We start from the raw sequence: 20,633 nt of genomic DNA on the forward strand, positions 1-20,633 counted from the left end.
CCACCGGCCGGGACCCGGAAGGCGCGCCCGCTACGGCACCACGGTCACCGGCCAGTGGCCCGCCTTGACCAGGCGGACGGCGACGGAGCCGACGATGCGGTGGCCGGCCTGTTCGGAGGCGCCGACGACGACCGCGTCCGCCCTGAGGTCCTTGGCGGCCCGCACCAGTCCGGCGTAGGGGTCGCCGCGGAGGGTGTGGAACTCCCAGCGGACCTCGAAGACGCCCTTGACCCGCTCGGCCGCCTCCCGGATCTGCGCGACGATGTTCTCGGCGATCTGCTCGGTGGTGTCGTCCACCGGCACCCCCAGGGCCGCCCCCGCCGCCATCACCGGCTGCACGTAGACGACGGCCAGCAACGCGTTCTGCCGGCGCGCCAGGCCGGCCGCGTAGGCCGCCGCGCGCATCGAGGACTCGGAGCCGTCCACCCCGACCACGATCACCTTCGGCCCGTCGGTACCCAGTTCGAACTGGTGCGAGTGCTGTTCCGTCACGCGGTGAGGCTAACGGAGACCGCGCGCGGGACCACCGGGCGGGCACCCGGTCGCACTCGGCCGCACTCGGTCGCGCCCGGTCGCGCCCGGCCTGGCCGTCCGACGCGCCGTCATCACCCGGTGGAGGGCGCGTCGTCGGCCCGGTGCTGGTCCGGGCGGGTGGAATCCTGCCGCCGCACCGGTGTCCCGGTGGTGCGCCGGTCCGTCACCGGGCGAGTGATGAGTCATGCAGAAGGATCAGTTGCTCACCCGGCGCCGGGCGTTGCTCGCGGGCGCCGCCGCGCTCGCGGCGGGAGCGGCCGGCACCGCCGGGCTGCTCGCCTCCACCGGATCGCCCGATCCGCCGGCCCGGTCCACCGGCCCGGCCGCCGGCGCGGCGGCGCGCCGGGCCCTCAAGCCCTCCGCCTACCGCCTCCGGCCCCTCACCGGAGACGTCCCGCCGCGCGCCGTGCCGCCCCCGGTCCCGGTCCGGCGCGCCCCGCTGCTGCGGATGGCCGGCCGCGGCCGCACCATGCTGCTGACCTTCGACGACGGCCCCGACCCCCGCTGCACCCCGCACATCCTGGACACCCTGGCCCGCTACGACGTGCGGGCGACGTTCTTCGTCTGCGGGGAGATGGCCGACTGGAACCGGGACCTGCTGGCCCGGATGGCCGACGAGGGACACGTCGTCGGCAACCACACCTGGTCCCACCCGCTGCTGACCGGCCTCAGCCGGTCCGGCGTCCGCAGCGAGATGGAACGCACCAGCGACGTCGTCGAGGAGGCCTGCGGCGAGCGCCCGCAGTGGTTCCGCGCGCCCTACGGCGCCTGGAACCGCACCGTCTTCCAACTCGGCGCCGAACTGGGCATGGAACCGCTCGCCTGGACCGTCGACACCGGGGACTGGGCCGCCCCCGGCACCCGGGCCATCGTCGACCGCGTCGAGAACGGCGCCGCCCCCGGCGTCGTGGTGCTCTCCCACGACGCCGGGGGCGACCGCTCGCAGAGCGTACGCGCGCTGCGCAGCTACCTGCCGTGGCTGCTGGACTCCGGCTACCACCTCACCGTGCCGCGCCGGCCCCCGGCCTGACCGGCCCGCCCGACGACCGGGAGGCGTGGTCAGCGGATTTCGGTCAAGCGGGCGAAGACGACGACGTTGCCGTCGTATCCGTGCTGTTGGGAAAACCCGCCCCCGCAGGTGATGACCCGCAATTCCGGGACCCCCTTGGAGCGGTAGACCCGGTCACCGGGAAAGTCGTTCTTCGCGAACACCTCGATGCCGTAGATCTCGAACACCGCCGTCTTTCCGTCCCCCCGCAGGACTTCGACGCGGTTCCCCTTCTTCAGCGCCCCCAGACCGTAGAAGACGGCCGGCCCCTGCTTGTTGTCGACGTGCCCCACGACGACCGCGGTGCCCTTTTCGCCGGGTGAGACGGCCCCGGTGAACCAGCCCGCCAGGTTGGGGTTCTCCGGCGGCGGCGCGGCGACCCACCCGTCGGAGTCCAGGCCCACCGGCGTCATCGGCGCGTCGACCCGGATCGCGGGGATCCGGACCCGGCCGGGGACGGAGAACGGCAGCGGCCGGACGTCGGCCGGGACCGCGGGGGCCGGGCTGCGGCTGTCGGCGGCCGCCGCCCGGGCCGGCTGCGGGGGGCCCACGTCGAATTCCCCCGAGCCGTTCCGGATGAGTGCGAGCCCGGTGAGCAGCACCAGCGCTATCACTCCCCAAGGGGCGCGCCTTTGCCGCCGCTCCTCCTCTTCGGCGATTTCCGCCGCCTCGGACGCAGACATTCGCCATCCCCTCTCGACCCGGCCGTCGCCGCGTCGCTTCGCGCGTACGCCCCAAGCTAAATCCCGGTCCGGAAACCGGCGACGGGGCCGAGGCGAACGGGTGGCCTTCGAAAGCCGCGGTGAGCCATCCGAGTTGCCGTGCGCGCAAAATTTCCCACGCGGTGTGACCTGCGGGGATATCCACTCCACGGAATTCCTCCGGCGTGTTGCCTCACCGGTACGGACCAGCGTCGACATGCGGGGTGCGGCGGCACATCTGAGGGTCGTTCAACGGGAGGCGCTTTCTCGCCGATCGACCGGGGACGGGTCCCGGGGCGCCTTCCGCGGAGGAGCACATGCGTACAACACGTGCCCTGGCGGTCTCGGCCGCCGCGCTCGCCGCCCTCGCGCTCGCCGCCCCCGCGGCCACCGCCTGGGACAACGACAGCACCGGCAGCGTCGCCGCCCGGGACGACGACAACGGCGGGAACGGCGGCGACGGCGGCAACAACGGTGGCGGCGCCAACGGCGGCTGGAACAACGGCAACGGCAACGGCGGTGGCAACGGCGGCGGTGGCGGCAACGGTGGCAACGGTGCCTGGAACAACGGCAGCAACGGCAGCAACGGCAGCAGTGCCTGGAACAACGGCAGCAACGGAAACGGCAACGGCAACAACGGCAATGGCGGCAACGGCAGAGGCGGCGGCAACGGCGGGGGCGGGGACGGCGGCAACGGCGGTGGTAACAGGGGCGGGGACGGCGGTAACGGGGGTGGGGGCGGTGGCAACGGTAACGGGGGCGGTGGCGGAGGCCGGGGCGGCGATGGCGGGGGCAACGGCGGCGGAGGCCGAGGCGGCGATGGCGGCAGGGACCGTAACACCGGCCTCAGGAACATCGTCGTCACGCCCAGCGTCATCGCCCGCGGCGGCCAGCTCACCGTCACGGTCGACGGCTGCCCGGGCGGCGGCACCATGACCTCCGGCGCGTTCCCGACCACGCCGCTCACCCCGATCGGCGGCGCGCGCCAGACGGCGCGGGGTATCGCGACGATCCGCGAGAACGCCCGCCCCGGCTCGTACGACATCACCGTCCGGTGCAACGACCGGAGCCTGACCCGGCCGGCCGCCTTCACCGTCATCGGCGGGGTCCAGGGCGGTCTCGGGGGCGGCAGCTCCACCGGTGCCACGTCGACCGACGTGGCCATCGGCGGCGGGCTGGTGGCGGCGGCCGTCGTCGGCGGCGGTGTGTTCTGGGTGCGCCGCCGCGCCGAGAAGCGGATCTGAGCCGGGCCGTGGTCCCGAGCCGCGAAACGCCTCGGCGCCGCACGCCGGCAGGGCTGCGTCCCGGATCCGCCGCGGATCCGGGACGCAACCCTGTACGACGGGCTCGCGCAGCTCTGTGCGACAGGCCCGCGCTCAGCCCTTGACGTGCGGGAACAGTGTCAGGAACGGTTCGGCCGAGGCGGACAGGCCGCGGCTGTAGGGCGCGTCGAAGTCCCAGATGAGGAACAGCAGGAACGCGATCAGCGCCGAGAACAGCCCGGCGAGCACCAACTCCCTCGGCGTGCGACGGATCTGCAGCGCGAAGACCATGCCGACGGTCACCACGGCCCCGGCGATCAGCCCGAACCACACCACGCCGGGCATGGTCGCCCCGGTGGAGTCGGCGCGCGCGGAGCGGGCCTGGTCGGCGGCGGTGATCTGGTCCACCAGCGGCTGGTAGGCCTGGGCCTCGAAGTCCGACGCCGGCCGGTGGTCGGTGACGTCCGCGCGGACCTGGTCGAGCAGCCGGTCGCCGCGTCGGGTCACCCGGCCGTGGTCGGCCATCGCCCGCCACTCGGTGGTCACGACGTGTCCGACATAGGCGTTGACATCGTCCCGGATGCGGTCCCGCACCTCGGCCGGGTACACCCGGACCCGTTCCGAGATCTCGTGCAGCGCCTGGGCCTCCGCCCGGACGTGGTCCTGCGCGGCCACACGGCCCTCCCAGACCCCGGCGATGGCCAGGCCCAGGACGATGGCGTACACCACGCCGATCCACATGGTCATGTACTCGATGACGTCCGGGGTGTCGCCGGGATCCTCGTCCTCGGCGGCCGTGCGGTGCCGTACGAAGGTGATGGCGACCACCACGGCACAGGCCGCCGCCATCGCGAGGGTGAGAACAAGCCATTCCGGCAACGGATGCCTCCAGGGATCAACGCGGGCGGAGCGCGGCGACGGCGACCACGGCGGGCGCCGTGATCAGCAGGACGTAGGTGACCGGCGACGGGCCGTGGTGCGGCGGTCCGGTGTGCGGCCGGGGGTGGTGGCGCGGGTAGGTCACCGGGGTCACCGACGGGCGGGGCCCGGGGACGGGCGTCCGCGGCGGCGCCGGTTTGGACGGCGCCGGTTCGGGCGGCTCGGGGGTGCGCGGGGCCGGCCGGGGCGGCGGGGCCGCGGGCGCGGGCCGCCGGGGCGGCGCGGACGGCGGTTCCGGCCGGGGCGCGGGCCGCGGCTTCACCGGCGGCGGGGTAGGGCGCGGCTTTTTCGACGGCGAGGGAGGCTGCGGCGCCGGGGTCGGGTCCGGAGCGGGTGTGCGCGTCGGGCCGGGCGGGGGCGGGGGCGGCGGCTCGGGCGGCGGGCACGGCGGGGGAAGGGGCACCTCCTGCCCGACGGGCCCGGGGGCGGGCTGGAAACCGGCGCCCGCCACCGCCACCAGTGCCGTGCCGTCGCCCGTCGAGGCGTACGCGCAGGCGTCGGCCGCGGCCGGGCCGACCGCCCCGCCCGCTCCCGCCCACGCCAGTGCCGCCACGGCCAACGCCCTCGCGGCCAGGGCCGATCGGTTCACTCGAAGTCCGTCCACGACCGAGATCATGAGGTTCCGCGGGGCCCGATACACCCGGCACGGCCAGGGATGCCCCGAAGAAGTGATGCGCGGTGCAAGGGGTTTGGCCGGGCGGCCCGCAGGTGCGCGGGCCGCCCCCCGCACAGCCGGCGGAAGGGCGCGGGCCGCTCCCGCCGCACAGCCGGCGGAAAGAAAAACCCGCCCCCGTTGAACGCAACCGCCGCCCCCGTGCGTACCCATGGCCGAGCGGCGGCGCGGCAGGGCGCTGCAAAACCCTTGCGATGATGGAGTGTTGACGATGAAGACCTCCTGGCGGAGCGCCTCACTCGCGGCAGCGGCCGCTGCCGTGCTGGCGCTGACGACGGCGTGCGGTCAGGAAAGCGGCTCCCCGGCGGCGGGCAGCCAGAACGTGGGCGCCACGGCCGCCGCCGGGGACTACGGCAGCGACGGCTCCGGCTCCAACGGCTACGGCGCCGACTCCAACGGCACCCCGGGCGCGTCCGCCGCCGCCTCCCAGAAGGCGGGCGAGCTGGCCGTCGCCGCCGACGCGAAGCTCGGCAAGGTGCTGACGGACAGCGCCGGTCACACCCTCTACCGCTTCGACGAGGACACGGCGAACCCGCCCAAGTCCACCTGCGACGACGCCTGCGCCAAGACCTGGACCCCCGTCCCCGCCGACGGCGCCACGGCCGGCACCGGCGTCTCCAAGGCCCTGCTGGGCGAGGTGACCCGCTCCGACGGCACCAAGCAGCTCACCGTCGCCGGCTGGCCGGTCTACCGCTACGTCAAGGACACCGAGGCCGGCCAGACGGAGGGGCAGGGCGTGGGCGGCAAGTGGTTCGCCCTCGCTCCCGACGGCAAGAAGGCCTCGCTGGCCGACCTGCCGGGTCTCTCCGTGAAGAAGACCGATCTCGGCGACATCGTCGTCGACAGGAACGGCATGACGGTCTACCGGTTCATGAAGGACCGGGCCTGGCCCACCCCCAAGTCCGCCTGCACCGGCGCCTGCCTGGAGAAGTGGCCGGCCGTCGCGCCCGTCGATCCCGCCGGGACCAAGGGCGTCAAGAAGAAGGGCCTGATGAGCTTCACCCGGCCGGACGGCGTCAAGCAGATGACGGTCAACTGCTGGCCGATCTACACCTTCTCCGGCGACAAGCAGCCCGGTGACCTCAACGGGCAGGGCGTGGGCGGCACCTGGTACGCGGTCTCGCCCGACGGCAAGCCGGTCGGCGCCCCCGCCGAGTGAGGTCCGCACGGCGGGCGTGACACCGCCCTCGACCGCCGCCCCCTCCGCGCCGCACGGAGGGGGCGGCTCCGTCGTGCGGGGGCGGTTTCGTGGTGCGGGGGCGGTTTCGTCGTGCGCGGCGGTTTCGTCGTGCGCGGCGGAACCACGCCGGCGCACTCCGGAGTTCCCGGACAGTCGCCGCAGAGCGGGCGCAGCCGTCACATGCGCACCGAGCTGCAGGTAGTGACCGGGAACGGATGGTCAATTTCCGTTTCTGCTCGCCCCATTGGCGGGCGATCAGTAGCCTCAGCTCGAACACCGGATCGCCTACCGCCGTGGAGAGACAGATGGAGCGTCCCGCCTGGGCACCCCGGAGCATCGACATCTCGGTGCCGAGCGTCGCGCGCATCTACGACTACTACCTGGGCGGTTCGCACAACTTCGAGGTCGACCGGCAGGCCGCGCGCCGGGCACTGGAGCACCTGCCGGGCCTGCCGAAGATCATGCAGGCGAACCGTGCCTTCATGCGGCGCGCCGTGCGCTGGGCGGTCGGCGAGGGCGTCACCCAGTTCCTGGACATCGGCTCCGGCATCCCCACCTTCGGCAACGTCCACGAAGTCGCCCAGGCGGCATGCCCCGAGGCCCGCGTGGTGTACGTCGACCACGACCCGGTGGCCGTCGCGCACAGCCAGGCGGTGCTGGAGGGAAACGACCGGGCCGACGTCGTCGCCGCGGACCTGCGCAAGCCGCAGGAGATCCTCGCCGCCGAGCCGGTGGAGCGACTGCTCGACCTGAACCGGCCGGTTGCCCTCCTTCTCGTTGCCATACTGCATTTCGTGGAGGACGACGACGAACCGTACGACGCGGTGGCGCAGTTGCGCGACGCGCTGGCCCCCGGCAGCCTGCTGATCCTCACGCACGCCTCGTACGAGGGGATCCCGCTGCCGCCGGAGCGGGCCGAGGGCGCGGTCGACGTGTACAAGGACATTCGCAACCCGCTGATCATGCGCTCGCGCGAGCAGATCGCGCGGTTCTTCGAGGGGTACGAGATGGTGGAGCCCGGACTGGTGCCGATGCCGTACTGGCGCCCGGAGACGGCGCCGGAGGGCGAGGATCCGTATGCCTTCTCCGGTTACGCCGGCGTGGGGCGTACGGCGTGATGGCGGAAGAGGACGGGTACCGGGACAGACTGCGCCGGTTCGCGACGATCTGGAGCCGGGCGGTGTTCCCGGTCACCTCCACGCCGCTGACCCGCCCCGAGTTCGAGGAACGGCTGCTGCCGCTCGCCCGGCGGCTGAGCGAGGCGCTGCGGGCGCGGGTCTTCGACGCCGAGGAGGGCCGGGCCGTGGGCGCCGCGCTGGTCGACGCGCACTGCACCGACCCCGAGGCGCTCAGCCGCACCCTCGACTGCGTCGACGCCTACCTGGTGCTGTACTGCGGCGGTGACGTGGCGCCCCAGGAGGACCTGCGGGCGCGTTCGGCACGGCTGCAGCACGCCATGGCCGCCGGGTACGCGCGGGCGCTGCGCGAGCGGACGCTGAGCGAGCAGGAGGCGATCGCGCAGGCCGCGCTGCAGGCGCAGGGCGTGGTGGCGCAGGCCCTGCACGCCAGCGAGGCCCGCTTCCGCGCGGTGTTCGAGGGCGCCGCCATAGGGATCGGCATCGCCGACCTGGAGGGCAACATACTGCAGGTCAACGGGGCGCTGGTGCGCATGTTCGGCGGCTCGGAGCAGGGCGTGCGCGGCCGCCGGGTCATGGACTGGGCGCACCCCGAGGACGCGCCGCAGGTGTGGCGGCTCTACGAGGAGCTGGTGCGCGGCGAACGCGACCACTACCACGTGGAGAAGCCGTTCTACCGGCCCGACGGGACGGTGCTGTGGACCAACCTGACGGTGTCCCTGCTGCGGGACGCCGACGGCAACCCGCAGTACCAGCTCGCCCTCATGGAGGACACCACCGAGCGGCGGCTGCTCAACCTGCGGCTGCGCTACGAGGCCACGCACGACGCGCTGACCGGGCTGCCCAACCGCACCCTGTTCTTCGAGCGGCTGGAGAAGGCGCTCAACGCCGGGGAGGGGCAGGCGTTCGGGCTGTGCTACCTGGACCTGGACGGCTTCAAGACCATCAACGACAGCCTCGGCCACGCGGCCGGCGACCGGCTGCTGGTGGAGGTCGCCGACCGGCTGCAGGCGTGCGCGACCGCGCCCGGTGAGATGGTCGCCCGGCTCGGCGGCGACGAGTTCGTGGCGCTGACCACCGGGCCCCGGGCGCGCAGCGAGGTCGACGAGCTCGCCGCGCGCATCATGAACGCGCTCGGCACCCCGGTGCGCATCGACGGCCGGGAGCTGACCGTGCGCGGCAGCATCGGCATTGTCGAGGGCCCGGCGAGCGGCGAGCGCAGCGCGGCGGAGGTGCTGCGCAGCGCCGACATCACCATGTACCGGGCCAAGTCGGCGGGCGGCAACCGGTTCGAGGTGGCCGACCCGGAGGCCGACGCCCGCGCCATCACCCGGCACGGGCTGACCACGGCGCTGCCGACGGCGCTGGAGAACGGCGAGTTCTTCATCGAGTACCAGCCGCTGGTGCACCTCGGCGACGGCAGCGTGCGCGGCGCCGAGGCGCTGGTGCGCTGGCTGCACCCGCAGCACGGGGTGCTGGGACCCGACCGGTTCATCCCGCTCGCCGAGCACACCGGGCTGATCGTGCCGCTCGGGCGGTGGGTGCTGGAGCAGTCCGTGCGGCAGGCCAAGGAGTGGCGGGAACGGAACGGCGGCAACGGCGCCGGCCGGGCGGCGGATCCGCTGCGGATCAACGTCAACCTCTCGCCGTGCCAGCTCACCCACCCCGGGCTGGTGCAGGACACCGTCGAGATCCTGGAGCGCGCCGGTGTCGCGCCGGACGCGCTGTGCCTGGAGGTCACCGAGTCGGCGCTCATCGGCGCCGACGACGACCTGCTGAAACCGCTGCGGCGGCTGGCGGAGATGGGCGTCGACATCGCCCTCGACGACTTCGGCACCGGCTACTCCAACCTGGCCAACCTGCGGCGCCTGCCGGTGAGCGTGCTGAAGCTGGACCGCTCCTTCACCCAGGGCATGCAGCAGTTCCCGGCCGACCCCGTCGACCTGAAGATCGTCGAAGGGATCGTTTCTCTCGCGCACAGCCTGAAGCTGACGGTGACCGTGGAGGGCGTCGAGACCGGCGCCCAGGCCGAGCAGCTCCGCCTGCTGGGCTGCGACACGGCCCAGGGCTGGTACTACGCCCGCCCGGGCCCGCCCGAGCGCCTGCACGAACTGACGCTGGTGGACGCCACGGGGTGACATCGCCCCGGGCCGCCGCGGCCCTCGGGCACCGGCGGCCGCGGCACGATCAGCCGCGGCACGATCGGCCGCCGTCCGGGCACGACCGGTCGCCGTCGGGGCACCCCCGCGCCCACTCGCCGGAGCCCGGTCACCGCATCAGCGCTCCAGCAGCATCCGCTGCAGTTCCCGGGCCGCGCGGGGCGGGGCCACGTCGCTGCGGTGGGCCAGGGCGATGGTGCGGTGCAGGGCGGGGCGGGTCAGGGGGGTGACGCGCAGGCCGCGGCCGGAGCGGGCCGCGACCATGCGGGGGACGACGGCCACGCCCAGCCCCGCGCGGACGAAGCCGAGTACCGCGTCCATCTCGCCGCCCTCGACGGCGAAGTCGGGTTCGAAGCCCTCGGCGCGGCATGCGGAGACGGTGAGTTCGCGCAGGTCGTAGCCGTGCCGGAACATCACCAGGCGCTCGTTCGCCAGATCGGCGACGCGTACCGTGCGCGCGCCCCGGCCGGGTGCCGGCGCCTCCGGGGAGGACACGACGACCAGGTCTTCGCGCAGCAGCTCCACCGTGGTCAGCGCGGGCGACGGGGTCGGCAGCGGCAGGACGACCAGGGCGAGGTCCAGGGCGCCGCGGGCGAGCTCGCGCACCAGGTCGTGGGAGCCGCCCTCCTCGATCAGCAGGCGGATGCCGGGGTAGCGGTCGTGGAAGGCGCGCAGCACGTCCGGCAGCAGGCCGGTGCACAGGCTCGGGGTGGCGCCCAGGCGCACCCGGCCGCGGCGGAGCTGCACCAGCTCCTGCACCTCCTGGCGGGCGGTGTCCGCGTCGGCGAGGATACGGCGGGCCAGCGGCAGCAGCGCCTGGCCGGCGTCGGTCAGCGTGATGTTGCCCCGCGCCCGCAGGAACAGGTCGGCGCCCAGCTCCCGCTCCAGCGCCCGGATCTGCTGGGACAGCGACGGCTGGGCCACGTGCACCCGCTCCGCGGCGCGCGTGAAGTGCCGCGTCTCGGCGACGGCGACGAAGTACTGGAGCTGCTGGAACTGCACGCCCGCAGCATACGCCCACCATAGGCGGTGGCTATCGAAACGAGCCGCACCATGTCTTGGACCGATGGGATCCTTCGGCCCTAGCGTGCTGTTCCATGGCTCTGGCAACGCGGACGGACCGACGGCCGTCCATGGCACGCACCGTGTGGGACTCGACCGTCGGCAAGAAGGCCGTGATGGCGGTCAGCGGCCTGATCATGCTGCTGTACCTGATCGCCCACATGATCGGAAACCTGAAGATCTTCTTCGGGGCCGGGGAGTTCGACCACTACGCCCACTGGCTGCGCACCGTCGGCGAACCGTTCATGCACTACGAGTGGACGCTGTGGCTCATCCGCGTGGTGCTCGCGGCGGCCGTCGTCGCGCACGCCGTCTCCGCCTACCAGCTCAGCCGCCTCGACCTCAGGGCCCGGCCGCGCACGTACGTGCACAAAAGGCCGCGGGCCGGTTACGCCACCCGCACCATGCGCTGGGGCGGCGTCATCCTCGGCCTGTTCCTCGTCTGGCACCTGCTGGATCTGACCGCCGGCACCGTGCATCCCGGCACCTTCCGGCCCGGGCACCCGTACCGGAACGTCGTCTCCGACTTCTCCCACTGGTACAGCAACGTCGTCTACATCGCCGCGATGCTCGCGCTCGGCCTGCACATCCGGCACGGCTTCTGGAGCGCGGCCCAGACCCTCGGCGCCGGCAGCCGCACCCGCGACCGCGCCCTGAAGACCGTCGCCAACGTCCTCGCGCTGCTGCTCACGGCCGGCTTCGTCGCCGTCCCCGTGGGCGTCATGACCGGAGTGGTGAGCTGATCCATGACCGTGCACCCGAACTTCTCGGATTCCTCACGGTACGCCGCCTACACCACCGGCGAGCCGATCGCCGACACCAAGGCCCCGTCCGGCCCCGTCCACGAGCGCTGGGACCGGCGCCGCTTCGAGGCGAAGCTGGTCAACCCCGCCAACCGGCGCAGGCACACGGTCATCGTCGTCGGCACCGGCCTGGCCGGCGGCTCCGCCGGCGCCACCCTCGCCGAACAGGGCTACAAGGTCATCCAGTTCTGCTACCAGGACTCCCCGCGCCGCGCCCACTCCATCGCCGCGCAGGGCGGCATCAACGCGGCGAAGAACTACCGCAACGACGGCGACTCGATCCAGCGCCTCTTCTACGACACCGTCAAGGGCGGCGACTTCCGCGCCCGCGAGTCCAACGTCCACCGCCTCGCCCAGATCTCCGTCGAGATCATCGACCAATGCGTGGCGCAGGGCGTGCCCTTCGCCCGCGAGTACGGCGGCCTGCTCGACACCCGCTCCTTCGGCGGCGTGCAGGTCTCCCGCACGTTCTACGCCCGCGGGCAGACCGGCCAGCAACTCCTCCTCGGCGCCTACCAGGCGCTGTCCCGGCAGATCGCCGCGGGCAACGTCGAGATGCACGCCCGCACCGAGATGCTCGACCTGATCGTCGTCGACGGCCGCGCCCGCGGCATCGTCGCCCGCGACCTGGTCACCGGCCGGATCGACACCTACGTCGCGGACGCCGTCGTCCTCGCCACCGGCGGCTACGGCAACGTCTTCTACCTGTCGACGAACGCCATGAACTCCAACGCCACCGCCATCTGGCGGGCCCACCGGCGCGGCGCCTACTTCGGCAACCCCTGCTTCACCCAGATCCACCCGACCTGCATCCCGCGCACCGGCGACCACCAGTCCAAGCTGACGCTGATGAGCGAGTCGCTGCGCAACGACGGCCGCATCTGGGTGCCGAAGGCCAAGGGCGACCACCGGCCGCCGAACGAGATCCCCGAGCAGGAGCGCGACTACTACCTGGAGCGCCTCTACCCCTCCTTCGGCAACCTCGTCCCGCGCGACATCGCCTCCCGCGCCGCCAAGAACGTCTGCGACGAGGGCCGCGGCGTCGGCCCCGGCGGGCAGGGCGTCTACCTCGACTTCGCCGACGCCATCCGGCGCCTGGGCCGGAAGAAGGTCGAGGAGAAGTACGGCAACCTCTTCGAGATGTACGAGCGGATCACCGCGGAGAACCCCTACGAGGTGCCGATGCGGATCTATCCGGCCGTGCACTACACGATGGGCGGCCTGTGGGTCGACTACGACCTGCAGACCACCGTCCCGGGCCTGTTCGCGATCGGCGAGGCCAACTTCTCCGACCACGGTGCCAACCGGCTCGGCGCCTCCGCCCTCATGCAGGGCCTGGCCGACGGCTACTTCGTGCTGCCCGCCACCCTCAACGACTACCTCGCCCGCCACCCGCACAGCGACGCGATCGGCCCCGACCACCCCGTCGTGCAGGAGGTCGTCGCCGAGACCGAGGACCGGCTCAACCTGCTGCTGGCCGTGGACGGCGACCGCACCCCCGACTCCTTCCACCGTGAGATCGGCGAACTGATGTGGGAGTACTGCGGCATGGCCCGCAACGAGGCCGGGCTGCGCAAGGCCCTGGAGCGCATCCCGCAGATCCGCGAGGAGTTCTGGCGGCGCGTGAAGGTGCCCGGCACCGGCGAGGAGCTCAACCAGTCCCTGGAGAAGGCCAACCGGATCGTCGACTACCTCGAACTCGCCGAGCTGATGTGCCTGGACGCGCTGCACCGCACCGAGTCCTGCGGCGGCCACTTCCGCGAGGAGTCCCAGACCCCCGACGGCGAGGCCGCGCGCAAGGACGACGCGTTCTCCTACGTCGCCGCCTGGGAGTTCACCGGCACCGGCAGCGCGCCCGTGCTGCACAAGGAAGACCTGGTCTTCGAGTACGTCCACCCCACCCAGCGGAGCTACGCATGAAGCTCACCCTGCGCGTCTGGCGGCAGAAGAACGCCGGCGCCGAAGGCCACATGTCCACCTACGAGGTGGACGGCATCTCGCCCGACATGTCGTTCCTGGAGATGCTCGACACCCTCAACGAGCGGCTCATCCTCCAGGGCGAGGAGCCGGTCGCCTTCGACCACGACTGCCGCGAGGGCATCTGCGGCGCCTGCTCCCTCGTCATCAACGGCGAGGCGCACGGCCCCGAGCGCACCACCACCTGCCAACTGCACATGCGGTCCTTCGAGGACGGCGACGTGATCGACGTCGAGCCGTGGCGGGCCGCCGCCTTCCCGGTGATCAAGGACCTGGTGGTGGACCGCTCCGCGTTCGACCGGATCATCCAGGCCGGCGGCTACATCACCGCCCCCACCGGCTCCGCACCCGAGGCGCACGCCACCCCGGTGCCCAAGGCCGACGCCGACTACGCCTTCGAGCACGCCGAGTGCATCGGCTGCGGCGCCTGTGTGGCCGCCTGCCCCAACGGCGCGGCGATGCTGTTCACCTCCGCCAAGGTCAACCACCTCAACGTGCTGCCGCAGGGCGCGCCCGAGCGGGAGACCCGGGTGCTGGACATGGTGGCGCAGATGGACGCCGAGGGCTTCGGCGGCTGCACCCTCACCGGCGAGTGCGCCACCGCCTGCCCGAAGGGCATCCCGCTCACCTCCATCACGCACATGAACAAGGAGTGGCTGCGCGCCACCCGCAAGGCGGCCCGCCGGTAGCGCCGCCCGGGCAGGAGACGTTCGCCGGCAGGGTGCGGACGGGCGGGACCGGTCGTGGTGCTCGTGACACCGGTCCCGCCAGGCACCCCGCACATTCAACAAGCCCACACCAGCCTGCTCAGCGCCGGTCACGCACAGGTCAGCCGCCGCCGGGACAACAAGGGAGGCGGAGTCGCGCACCGCGGCCCGCCCGGCACCCGCCGCACCCGGCCCGCGACCAGGAGATGAGCCATGACCGGCGTCACCACGCTCGACCGGCCACCGCAGCCGGCCACCCCCACCCGCTACACCGTCGCCCTCGCCCGTGACGAGGAGGACGTACGGGCCGCGCAGCGCCTGCGGCACGAGGTCTTCGCCGGGGAGATGGGCGCGCTGCTGCCTACACCGCAGCCCGGGTACGACACCGACGCCTTCGACGCGTACTGCGACCACCTCCTGGTGCGCGACACGCTCACCGGGCAGGTCGTCGGCACCTACCGGCTGCTGCCGCCCGAGCGGGCCGCGATCGCCGGACGGCTGTACGCGCAGGGCGAGTTCGACCTGAGCGCGCTGGAGGACATCCGTCCGGACCTGGTCGAGGCCGGCCGCTCCTGCGTCCACCCCGACCACCGCGACGGCACGGTCATCGGCCTCATCTGGGCGGGCATCGCCCGCTACATGACCGACCGCGGCCACGCGTGGCTGGCCGGCTGCTGCTCCGTCCCGCTCGCCGACGGCGGCGCCCTGGCCGCCGCCGCCTGGGAGCGCGTACGGACCCGGCACCTGGCGCCGCGGGAGTACCGGGTGCGGCCGCTGCTGCCCTGGGACCCGGCGTCCGCGCCCCCGGCCGCCGGCGCCGAACCGCCCGCCCTGCTGCGCGGCTACCTGCGCCTGGGCGCCTGGGTGTGCGGCGAGCCCGCCCACGACCCGGACTTCCAGGTCGCCGACCTGTACGTGCTGCTGCCGATGAGCCGGGTCAACCCCCGCTACCTGCGGCACTTCCTCTCCCTGGCGCCGGCGGCCCGATGAGCGGATGGCTGCCGAACGCGCCCTGCACCCCCGGCACCTGCGTGGCACCGGCCAGGTCCGCCCTGGCCGTGCCGCGCGCCGTGCTGCGCCTGACCGCGGTGGCCCTGGTGCTGCTGGCGGGGATCGCGCTGGCACCGCTCGGCGGGAGGATCCCCGCCGGGGCGGTGCGGCGGTGGTGCCGGGCGCTGGTGCGGGCCGTGGGCGTCCGGGTCCGCGTCAGCGGGGCCGCCGCGTCCACCGGCGGGCTGCTCCTGGTCGCCAACCACATCTCCTGGCTGGACGTCCCGCTGCTCGCCGCCGTCCGGCCCGCCCGCATGCTCGCCAAGTCCGAGATCCGCGACTGGCCCGTCGCCGGCCGGCTCGCCGCCCGCGCCGGCACCCTGTTCCTGCACCGGGACCGGCTGCGCACGCTGCCCGGGACCGTCGCCCGCATCGCGGACGCGCTGCGCGCCGGCGCGGCCGTCGCGGCCTTCCCCGAGGGCAGCACCTGGTGCGGCCGTGCCCAGGGACCGTTCCGGCGGGCCGTGTTCCAGGCCGCCCTGGACGCGGGCGCCGCCGTGCAGCCGGTGCGCATCCGCTACCGGCTGGCCGACGGCACGCCCGCCACGGCCCCGGCGTTCGTCGGCGAGGACACCTTCCTCGCCTCGGTGTGGCGGGTGGCCTGCGCGCGCGGCCTGGTCGCCGAGGTCGAGGTGCTGCCGGTCCTCCCGCCCGGCAGCCGCCCCGACCGCCGCCTGCTGGCCCGCGCCGCCCAGCCGGGCCGCACCGGCGAACCGGACTGGGCGCACGCCGCCCTGGTCGCGCGGCACCGCGACACCCCCGCGGCCGCCGCGGCACCGCCGGCCGCCACCCCGCGCGAGCCGGTCGCCACCCCGCGCGAGCCGGTCGCCGTTCCGCGCGAGCCGGGTGCCACCCCGTACGAGCCGGGTGTCGCTCCGCGCGAGCCGGCCGCCGCCCGGCCGGCGGCGCACCGCCGCCGGACTTCGGCGGCGGTGCCGCGGGACCGTGCGCGGGGCGGGGCCGCGGGCCCTACCGCGTGAAGATCCGCGCGAGCCCGCGATAGGAGTCCAGCAGCGCCGCCCGGTCGTAGGTGCTGGTGGTGACCAGCACCTCCTGCGCGCCGGTCTCCTTCAGCACCGTCTCCAGCTCGTCGGCGACCTGCTCCTCGGTGCCGGCGATGTGGCCGCGCAGCCCGGCCTCGTAGAAGCCGCGCTCCTTTTCGCCCATCCGCAGGGCCGCCACCCGCTCGGCCGGCGGCAGCGGCGGGAAGGTGCCGCGGGTGCGGGCGTGGGCCATGGACCAGGCCTCCGGGACGAGCAGCCGGCGCGCCTGCTGTGCGGTGGCGGCGACCGCGACCGTACCGGAGATCACCACGTACGGCTCCCGCGCCCAGTCGGAGGGGCGGAACCGCGCGCGGTAGCGGTCGATGCCGCGCAGCATCCGCTCACGGTCCCGCAGGTCCCCGATGACCAGGGGCAGGCCGGCCCGGGCGGCGATCACCGCGCCCTCGCCCATGGCCAGCACGAACGGCGGCACCCGCATCCCCTCCGCGGGCCGTGCGTGCACCCCGGTCGGGGAGGTGCCGCGGAACCAGCCGAGCAGCTCCTGGAGCTGGGCGGCGAAGTCCTCGGCGTCCTCCTTGTCGTGGCCGAGCGCCCTGCGCACCCCGTCGGTGAAGCCGACCGAGCGGCCCAGGCCCATGTCGATCCGGCCCGGGTACAGCGCCTCCAGCACCCCGAACTGCTCGGCGACGACCAGGGGCCGGTGGTTGGGCAGCATCACCCCGCCGGTGCCCACCCGCAGGGTGCGGGTGGCCGCGGCGACGGCGGCGGCCAGCACGGTCGGCGCGGACCCGGCGACCCCGGGCACGCCGTGGTGCTCGGCGACCCAGAACCGGTGGTAGCCCAGCGCCTCCACCTCGCGTGCCAGCCGCACGGTGTCGCGCAGCGCCTCCGCGGCGGTGTGGCCCTCGCGGATGCGGGAGCGGTCCAGGACGGAGAAACGTGTCGAGGCGATCAGCGAACTCACACCGGGTTCCAACGCCGGGGAGGCGGCAGGATTCCCGCCGCCTCCCCGGACGCCCGGCTCACTCCTCGGCGCCGACCAGCATCCGCACCTCGAAGTCCTGGTACGCCGCGCGGTCCTGCTGCTCCGGCGGGTTCAGCACCGTGCCGAGCCAGCCCAGCAGGAAGCCCACCGGGATGGAGACCAGGCCGGGGTTCTGCAGCGGGAACCAGGCGAAGTCGGCGTGCGGGTAGAAGGAGTCCGGCCGGGAGGACACCACGGGCGAGAACACCACGAGCAGGACGGAGCAGAGCAGGCCGCCGCCCAGGCTCAGCAGCGCGCCCCGCGCGGAGAAGCGGCGCCAGAACAGGGTGTACACGAGCGTCGGCAGAATCGCGGACGCGGCGATGGCGAAGGCGAGGAAGGCCAGCGTCGCGGTGTTGGCGCCCCAGGAGACCAGGGCGAGCAGCATGCCCAGGACACCGATGACGACGGCGGCCAGCCGGGCCACCGTCAGCTCCTCGGCCTGGCTCACCCGGCCCCGGCGGAGCTCGCCGTACACGTCGTGGGCGAGGGAGGACGCCGCCGCCAGGGTGAGACCGGCCGCGACCGCGAGCAGGGTGACGAAGGCCAGGCAGGACAGCAGGGCGGTGAGCAGGCCGCCGCCCAGGGAGTGGGCGAGCAGCAGGACGGAGGCGTTGCCGGTGCGGTCCGTGCCGGCGATGGTGTCCCGGCCGACGACGGCGGTCGCGCCCAGGCCGAGGACGCCGGCGCCCAGGCAGATCAGGCCCACCAGGCCGACGGCCCACACCACGGACGAGCGCAGCACGCCGACGCTGCGCGGGGCGAGCAGCCGCATCAGGACGTGGGGGAGCGCCGCCAGGCCGAGCACGATGGCCAGCTGGAGGCTGAAGAAGTCCAGCTTGCTGGCGGCGCTGCCGCCGTAGCGCAGTCCGGGCTGCAGGAACCGGGTGCTCTCCCCGCTGTGGTCGGCGGCCGCGGTGAGCAGGGCGTTCGGGTTCCAGCCGTAGCGGTGCAGCACCAGGGCCGCGGTGACCGTGACGCCCACGACGAGCATCACGGCCTTGATGACCTGGATGACGGTGGCACCCGGCATGCCGCCCAGGGAGGCGTACATGATGACGATGGTGCCGATGACGACCACGCACAGCGTGCGGGTGGTGGCGCCGGGCTCGCCGGTGAACTGGGTCAGCAGGGCGACGCTGCCGACGAGCTGGGCCACCAGGTACAGGACGGCGATGACGACGGTGCACAGGGCCAGCGCCAGCCGCACCGGCCGCTGCTGCCGGGGCATGCGCAGCGCCACCGTGTCACCGAGGGTGAACCGGCCCGCGCGGTGCAGGGGTTCGGCGATCAGCAGCAGCACCGCCATCCAGGCGACGGTGGTGCCCACCAGGTACATCAGCCCGTCGTAGCCGGTCAGGGCGACCAGCCCGGTGCTGCCCAGCAGGGTCGCGGCGGACACGTAGTCGCCGCACATGGCCAGGCCGTTGCGCAGCGGCGACATGGAGCGGTTGCCGAGGTAGAACTCGCCGATCTCGTCGCGCTGGGGCGCGGTCAGCAGGGCCGTGAACAGCGTGATCACGACCACCGACAGGAACAGGACGAACGTCAGCCGCAGACTGGCGGCGTCGACGACACCGGCGGACAGCGTCACCACGTGCGGCCCCCCTCCGGAGCGCGGGCCGGGGCCGGTCCGGTCGCGCGCGGCGGCACGCCCGCGCCGGGAGACGCAGCCGGGGTGTGCCGTCCGCGCGCGAGTGCGCGGGCGGCGGGGTCGACCCGGGTGCGCATGTGCCGCACGTAGCGCCACGCGGTCACGCCCATCACCGCGAACTGCGCCAGCCCGAGGGCGAGTCCGAGCGTCATGCGGCCGGCCAGGGTCAGGTTCATCACCACGGGCGCGAAACCCGACAGCAGCACGTACAGCAGGAAGCTGCTCACGGACAGCACCGTCGCCCGGAACCCGAACCGGTACTGGGCGCGGCGCAGGGCGTGGAACTCCGGCTCCTCGGAGGGGTGTTGAGGCGGCGGCGCGGGCGCGGCGTACGGGGCGGCCAGGTCGGGCCGTGGTGGGAAGTCGGACACGGGCGTACCTTCTTCGCTGCTGCCGCACGGCGCACCGGAGCCCCGGGCCGGCTCCGGGCAGGCGGAGACGGACCGGCACGCAGTGCGGCGCGGGCCGTTCGGTCGGGTGGGGGGAGCATCCGAATGCGCGCTGTTCGGACCGTGCGGGACGTTCCCGGGTTCGGGTGGACGGCCCTGCGGCCCCGCCGGGTGGCGACGGAGCCGGAAGCGGAGTATGGCAGCGGGCTCTCCGCGGGATCAACCGTTGTGACGGACACCTTTCCCGCCCGTCCGGGGTACGTCCCGCACGTCCGCATTCGTCCGTGGCCCGGCGGGCCCGGTGGGCGGGGCCGGGCCGGTGCCGTGCACCGGGGAGATGTCCCAACCACCTTTTGAAACCTGTGTGTTGATGTAGCGATGAGGTTGGGGAAGTTCCGGTTGCCGAAGCCGTCGCCGCGGGCGGTCGTGTCTCCGCGAGGGCGGAGGTTGTCCAGGGTGGCCGGGTGACCGACAGCAGCCCGCGTCCGCTCGCCGTGTTCGACCTGGACCACACCCTCGCCGACACCGCGCACCGGCAGCGGTTCCTGGAGCGCCGGCCGAAGGACTGGGACGCCTTCTTCGCGGCCGCCCCGCAGGACCCGCCGCTCGCACGGGGCGTCGCGCTGCTCCACCGGTGGGCACGGGAGTGCGAGATCGTCTACCTCACCGGGCGGCCCGAGCGCTGCCGCCGCGCCACGCTCGACCGGCTCGCCGCCCACGGCCTGCCCGAGGGCCGGGTGCACATGCGGCGCGACGACGACCGCAGGCCCGCCCGGCGCACCAAACTGGAGGTCCTGCGCCGGCCGGCCGGCCGCCGGGAGATCCGCGTCCTGGTGGACGACGGCGAGCTGGTGTGCGCGGACGCCGAGCGGGCCGGCTTCCCCGTGGTACGGGCCCGCTGGGCCGCGCCGTCGGCGTCGCTGCGGGCGGCGCAGGAGAAGGAGGGGCGCACCTGAGCGCGTCAGGAGGAACGTTCCCGGGCGCGTCGGAAGGGGCGCACCCGGGCGTCCCTCCCGACGCCGTGCGGGAGTGTCCGGGTCACTCCGTGCCCCCGGTGCCCCCGGTGGCCTGGGCGTCCTCGACGTCCTCGATCCGGAAGCCCACCTTCAGGCCGACCTGCCAGTGCGCGATCCGTCCGTCCGCGATCGCGCCCCTGATCTGCGTCACCTCGAACCAGTCCAGGTGGCGCAGGGTCCGCGAGGCGCGGTCGACGGCGTTGCGGACGGCCGCGTCGACGCCCTCGGGCGAGCTGCCGACGATCTCGGTGACCCGGTAGGTGTGCTCGGACATGCGGGTGCTCCTCTCCGCGGGGACCGCTGTGTCACGTCACG

The 20,633-nt window shown here is 74.0% G+C and carries 20 protein-coding genes; 11 read left to right on the plus strand and 9 right to left on the minus strand.

Annotation, left to right across the window (positions count from 1 at the left end):
* Positions 1 to 30: 30 nt before the first annotated feature.
* Positions 31 to 492 carry a universal stress protein gene (locus IE225_RS10675; RefSeq protein WP_190057177.1) on the minus strand — a complete coding sequence of 154 codons (462 nt, stop codon included), beginning with the start codon at positions 490 to 492 and terminating at the stop codon, positions 31 to 33.
* 226 nt (positions 493 to 718) lie between these two features.
* Between IE225_RS10675 and IE225_RS10680 the strand changes: the two genes are divergently transcribed.
* Positions 719 to 1,564 carry a polysaccharide deacetylase family protein gene (locus IE225_RS10680; protein WP_190057178.1) on the plus strand — a complete coding sequence of 282 codons (846 nt, stop codon included), beginning with the start codon at positions 719 to 721 and terminating at the stop codon, positions 1,562 to 1,564.
* 29 nt (positions 1,565 to 1,593) lie between these two features.
* Here the strand turns inward: IE225_RS10680 and IE225_RS10685 are convergent, their stop codons facing one another.
* Complete coding sequence (locus tag IE225_RS10685) at positions 1,594 to 2,265, minus strand: class F sortase (RefSeq protein ID WP_190057179.1); 672 nt, start codon at positions 2,263 to 2,265, stop codon at positions 1,594 to 1,596.
* 335 nt (positions 2,266 to 2,600) lie between these two features.
* On the opposite strand from IE225_RS10685, the gene IE225_RS10690 reads away from it, so the two are divergent.
* Complete coding sequence (locus tag IE225_RS10690) at positions 2,601 to 3,527, plus strand: hypothetical protein (protein ID WP_190057180.1); 927 nt, start codon at positions 2,601 to 2,603, stop codon at positions 3,525 to 3,527.
* Positions 3,528 to 3,659: 132 nt separating this feature from the next.
* Here IE225_RS10690 and IE225_RS10695 read toward each other — a convergent pair whose 3' ends face one another.
* Together IE225_RS10695 and IE225_RS33735 are read right to left on the minus strand one after the other, a co-directional pair.
* Complete coding sequence (locus IE225_RS10695) at positions 3,660 to 4,424, minus strand: bestrophin-like domain (protein WP_190057181.1); 765 nt, start codon at positions 4,422 to 4,424, stop codon at positions 3,660 to 3,662.
* 16 nt (positions 4,425 to 4,440) lie between these two features.
* Positions 4,441 to 4,569: a hypothetical protein gene (locus IE225_RS33735; RefSeq protein ID WP_268249996.1), complete on the minus strand. Its 129-nt coding sequence runs from the start codon at positions 4,567 to 4,569 to the stop codon at positions 4,441 to 4,443.
* Positions 4,570 to 5,368: 799 nt separating this feature from the next.
* Between IE225_RS33735 and IE225_RS10705 the strand changes: the two genes are divergently transcribed.
* The 3 genes from IE225_RS10705 to IE225_RS10715 all read left to right on the plus strand — a co-directional run bounded on the left by IE225_RS10705 (position 5,369) and on the right by IE225_RS10715 (position 9,611).
* Positions 5,369 to 6,316, plus strand: coding sequence for an SCO0930 family lipoprotein (locus IE225_RS10705; RefSeq protein ID WP_190057357.1), 948 nt, complete (start codon positions 5,369 to 5,371; stop codon positions 6,314 to 6,316).
* A gap of 326 nt (positions 6,317 to 6,642) precedes the next feature.
* Positions 6,643 to 7,455: an SAM-dependent methyltransferase gene (locus IE225_RS10710; protein WP_190057183.1), complete on the plus strand. Its 813-nt coding sequence runs from the start codon at positions 6,643 to 6,645 to the stop codon at positions 7,453 to 7,455.
* Positions 7,452 to 9,611, plus strand: a complete 2,160-nt coding sequence (locus tag IE225_RS10715) for a putative bifunctional diguanylate cyclase/phosphodiesterase (RefSeq protein ID WP_190057184.1) — start codon at positions 7,452 to 7,454, stop codon at positions 9,609 to 9,611. The genes IE225_RS10710 and IE225_RS10715 overlap by 4 nt, the downstream gene beginning before the upstream one ends.
* Before the next feature lie 138 nt (positions 9,612 to 9,749).
* Here the strand turns inward: IE225_RS10715 and IE225_RS10720 are convergent, their stop codons facing one another.
* Positions 9,750 to 10,634 (minus strand): LysR family transcriptional regulator, encoded by an 885-nt coding sequence (locus IE225_RS10720; RefSeq protein ID WP_190057185.1) that lies wholly within the window; start codon positions 10,632 to 10,634, stop codon positions 9,750 to 9,752.
* A gap of 131 nt (positions 10,635 to 10,765) precedes the next feature.
* On the opposite strand from IE225_RS10720, the gene IE225_RS10725 reads away from it, so the two are divergent.
* The 5 genes from IE225_RS10725 (at position 10,766) to IE225_RS10745 (ending at position 16,211) form a co-directional block, all read left to right on the plus strand.
* Positions 10,766 to 11,437 (plus strand): succinate dehydrogenase, encoded by a 672-nt coding sequence (locus IE225_RS10725; protein ID WP_190057186.1) that lies wholly within the window; start codon positions 10,766 to 10,768, stop codon positions 11,435 to 11,437.
* 3 nt (positions 11,438 to 11,440) lie between these two features.
* A complete protein-coding gene (locus IE225_RS10730; RefSeq protein WP_190057187.1) occupies positions 11,441 to 13,417 on the plus strand; it encodes a fumarate reductase/succinate dehydrogenase flavoprotein subunit in 1,977 nt (658 codons plus the stop codon).
* A complete protein-coding gene (locus IE225_RS10735; RefSeq protein ID WP_190057188.1) occupies positions 13,414 to 14,163 on the plus strand; it encodes a succinate dehydrogenase/fumarate reductase iron-sulfur subunit in 750 nt (249 codons plus the stop codon). Before IE225_RS10730 ends, IE225_RS10735 begins: the two co-directional genes overlap by 4 nt.
* Positions 14,164 to 14,394: 231 nt before the next feature.
* Positions 14,395 to 15,171, plus strand: coding sequence for a GNAT family N-acetyltransferase (locus IE225_RS10740; RefSeq protein WP_190057189.1), 777 nt, complete (start codon positions 14,395 to 14,397; stop codon positions 15,169 to 15,171).
* Complete coding sequence (locus IE225_RS10745; RefSeq protein WP_190057190.1) at positions 15,168 to 16,211, plus strand: lysophospholipid acyltransferase family protein; 1,044 nt, start codon at positions 15,168 to 15,170, stop codon at positions 16,209 to 16,211. The genes IE225_RS10740 and IE225_RS10745 overlap by 4 nt, the downstream gene beginning before the upstream one ends.
* Here the strand turns inward: IE225_RS10745 and IE225_RS10750 are convergent.
* Genes IE225_RS10750 through IE225_RS10760 form a run of 3 tightly spaced genes read right to left on the minus strand, consistent with a single transcriptional unit; the run spans position 16,201 to position 19,284 of the window.
* The gene (locus tag IE225_RS10750; RefSeq protein ID WP_190057191.1) at positions 16,201 to 17,199 is read right to left on the minus strand and encodes an LLM class flavin-dependent oxidoreductase; all 999 of its coding nucleotides are present in this window, start codon (positions 17,197 to 17,199) and stop codon (positions 16,201 to 16,203) included. The two genes, IE225_RS10745 and IE225_RS10750, sit on opposite strands and share 11 nt — an antisense overlap.
* 58 nt (positions 17,200 to 17,257) lie before the next feature.
* Complete coding sequence (locus tag IE225_RS10755; RefSeq protein WP_190057192.1) at positions 17,258 to 18,856, minus strand: solute symporter family protein; 1,599 nt, start codon at positions 18,854 to 18,856, stop codon at positions 17,258 to 17,260.
* A complete protein-coding gene (locus IE225_RS10760; RefSeq protein WP_190057193.1) occupies positions 18,850 to 19,284 on the minus strand; it encodes a DUF485 domain-containing protein in 435 nt (144 codons plus the stop codon). Before IE225_RS10760 ends, IE225_RS10755 begins: the two co-directional genes overlap by 7 nt.
* 482 nt (positions 19,285 to 19,766) lie before the next feature.
* Here IE225_RS10760 and IE225_RS10765 point away from each other — a divergent pair, with 482 nt between their 5' ends.
* Positions 19,767 to 20,258, plus strand: coding sequence for a phosphatase domain-containing protein (locus IE225_RS10765; protein ID WP_190057194.1), 492 nt, complete (start codon positions 19,767 to 19,769; stop codon positions 20,256 to 20,258).
* An 82-nt stretch (positions 20,259 to 20,340) separates the two neighbouring features.
* Here the strand turns inward: IE225_RS10765 and IE225_RS10770 are convergent, their stop codons facing one another.
* Entirely contained in the window at positions 20,341 to 20,592 is a 252-nt protein-coding gene (locus tag IE225_RS10770) for a dodecin (RefSeq protein ID WP_190057195.1), read from the minus strand.
* Positions 20,593 to 20,633 lie beyond the last annotated feature (41 nt).

This window comes from Streptomyces echinoruber (genome assembly GCF_014651135.1).
Classification (GTDB): Bacteria; Actinomycetota; Actinomycetes; order Streptomycetales; family Streptomycetaceae; genus Streptomyces; species Streptomyces echinoruber.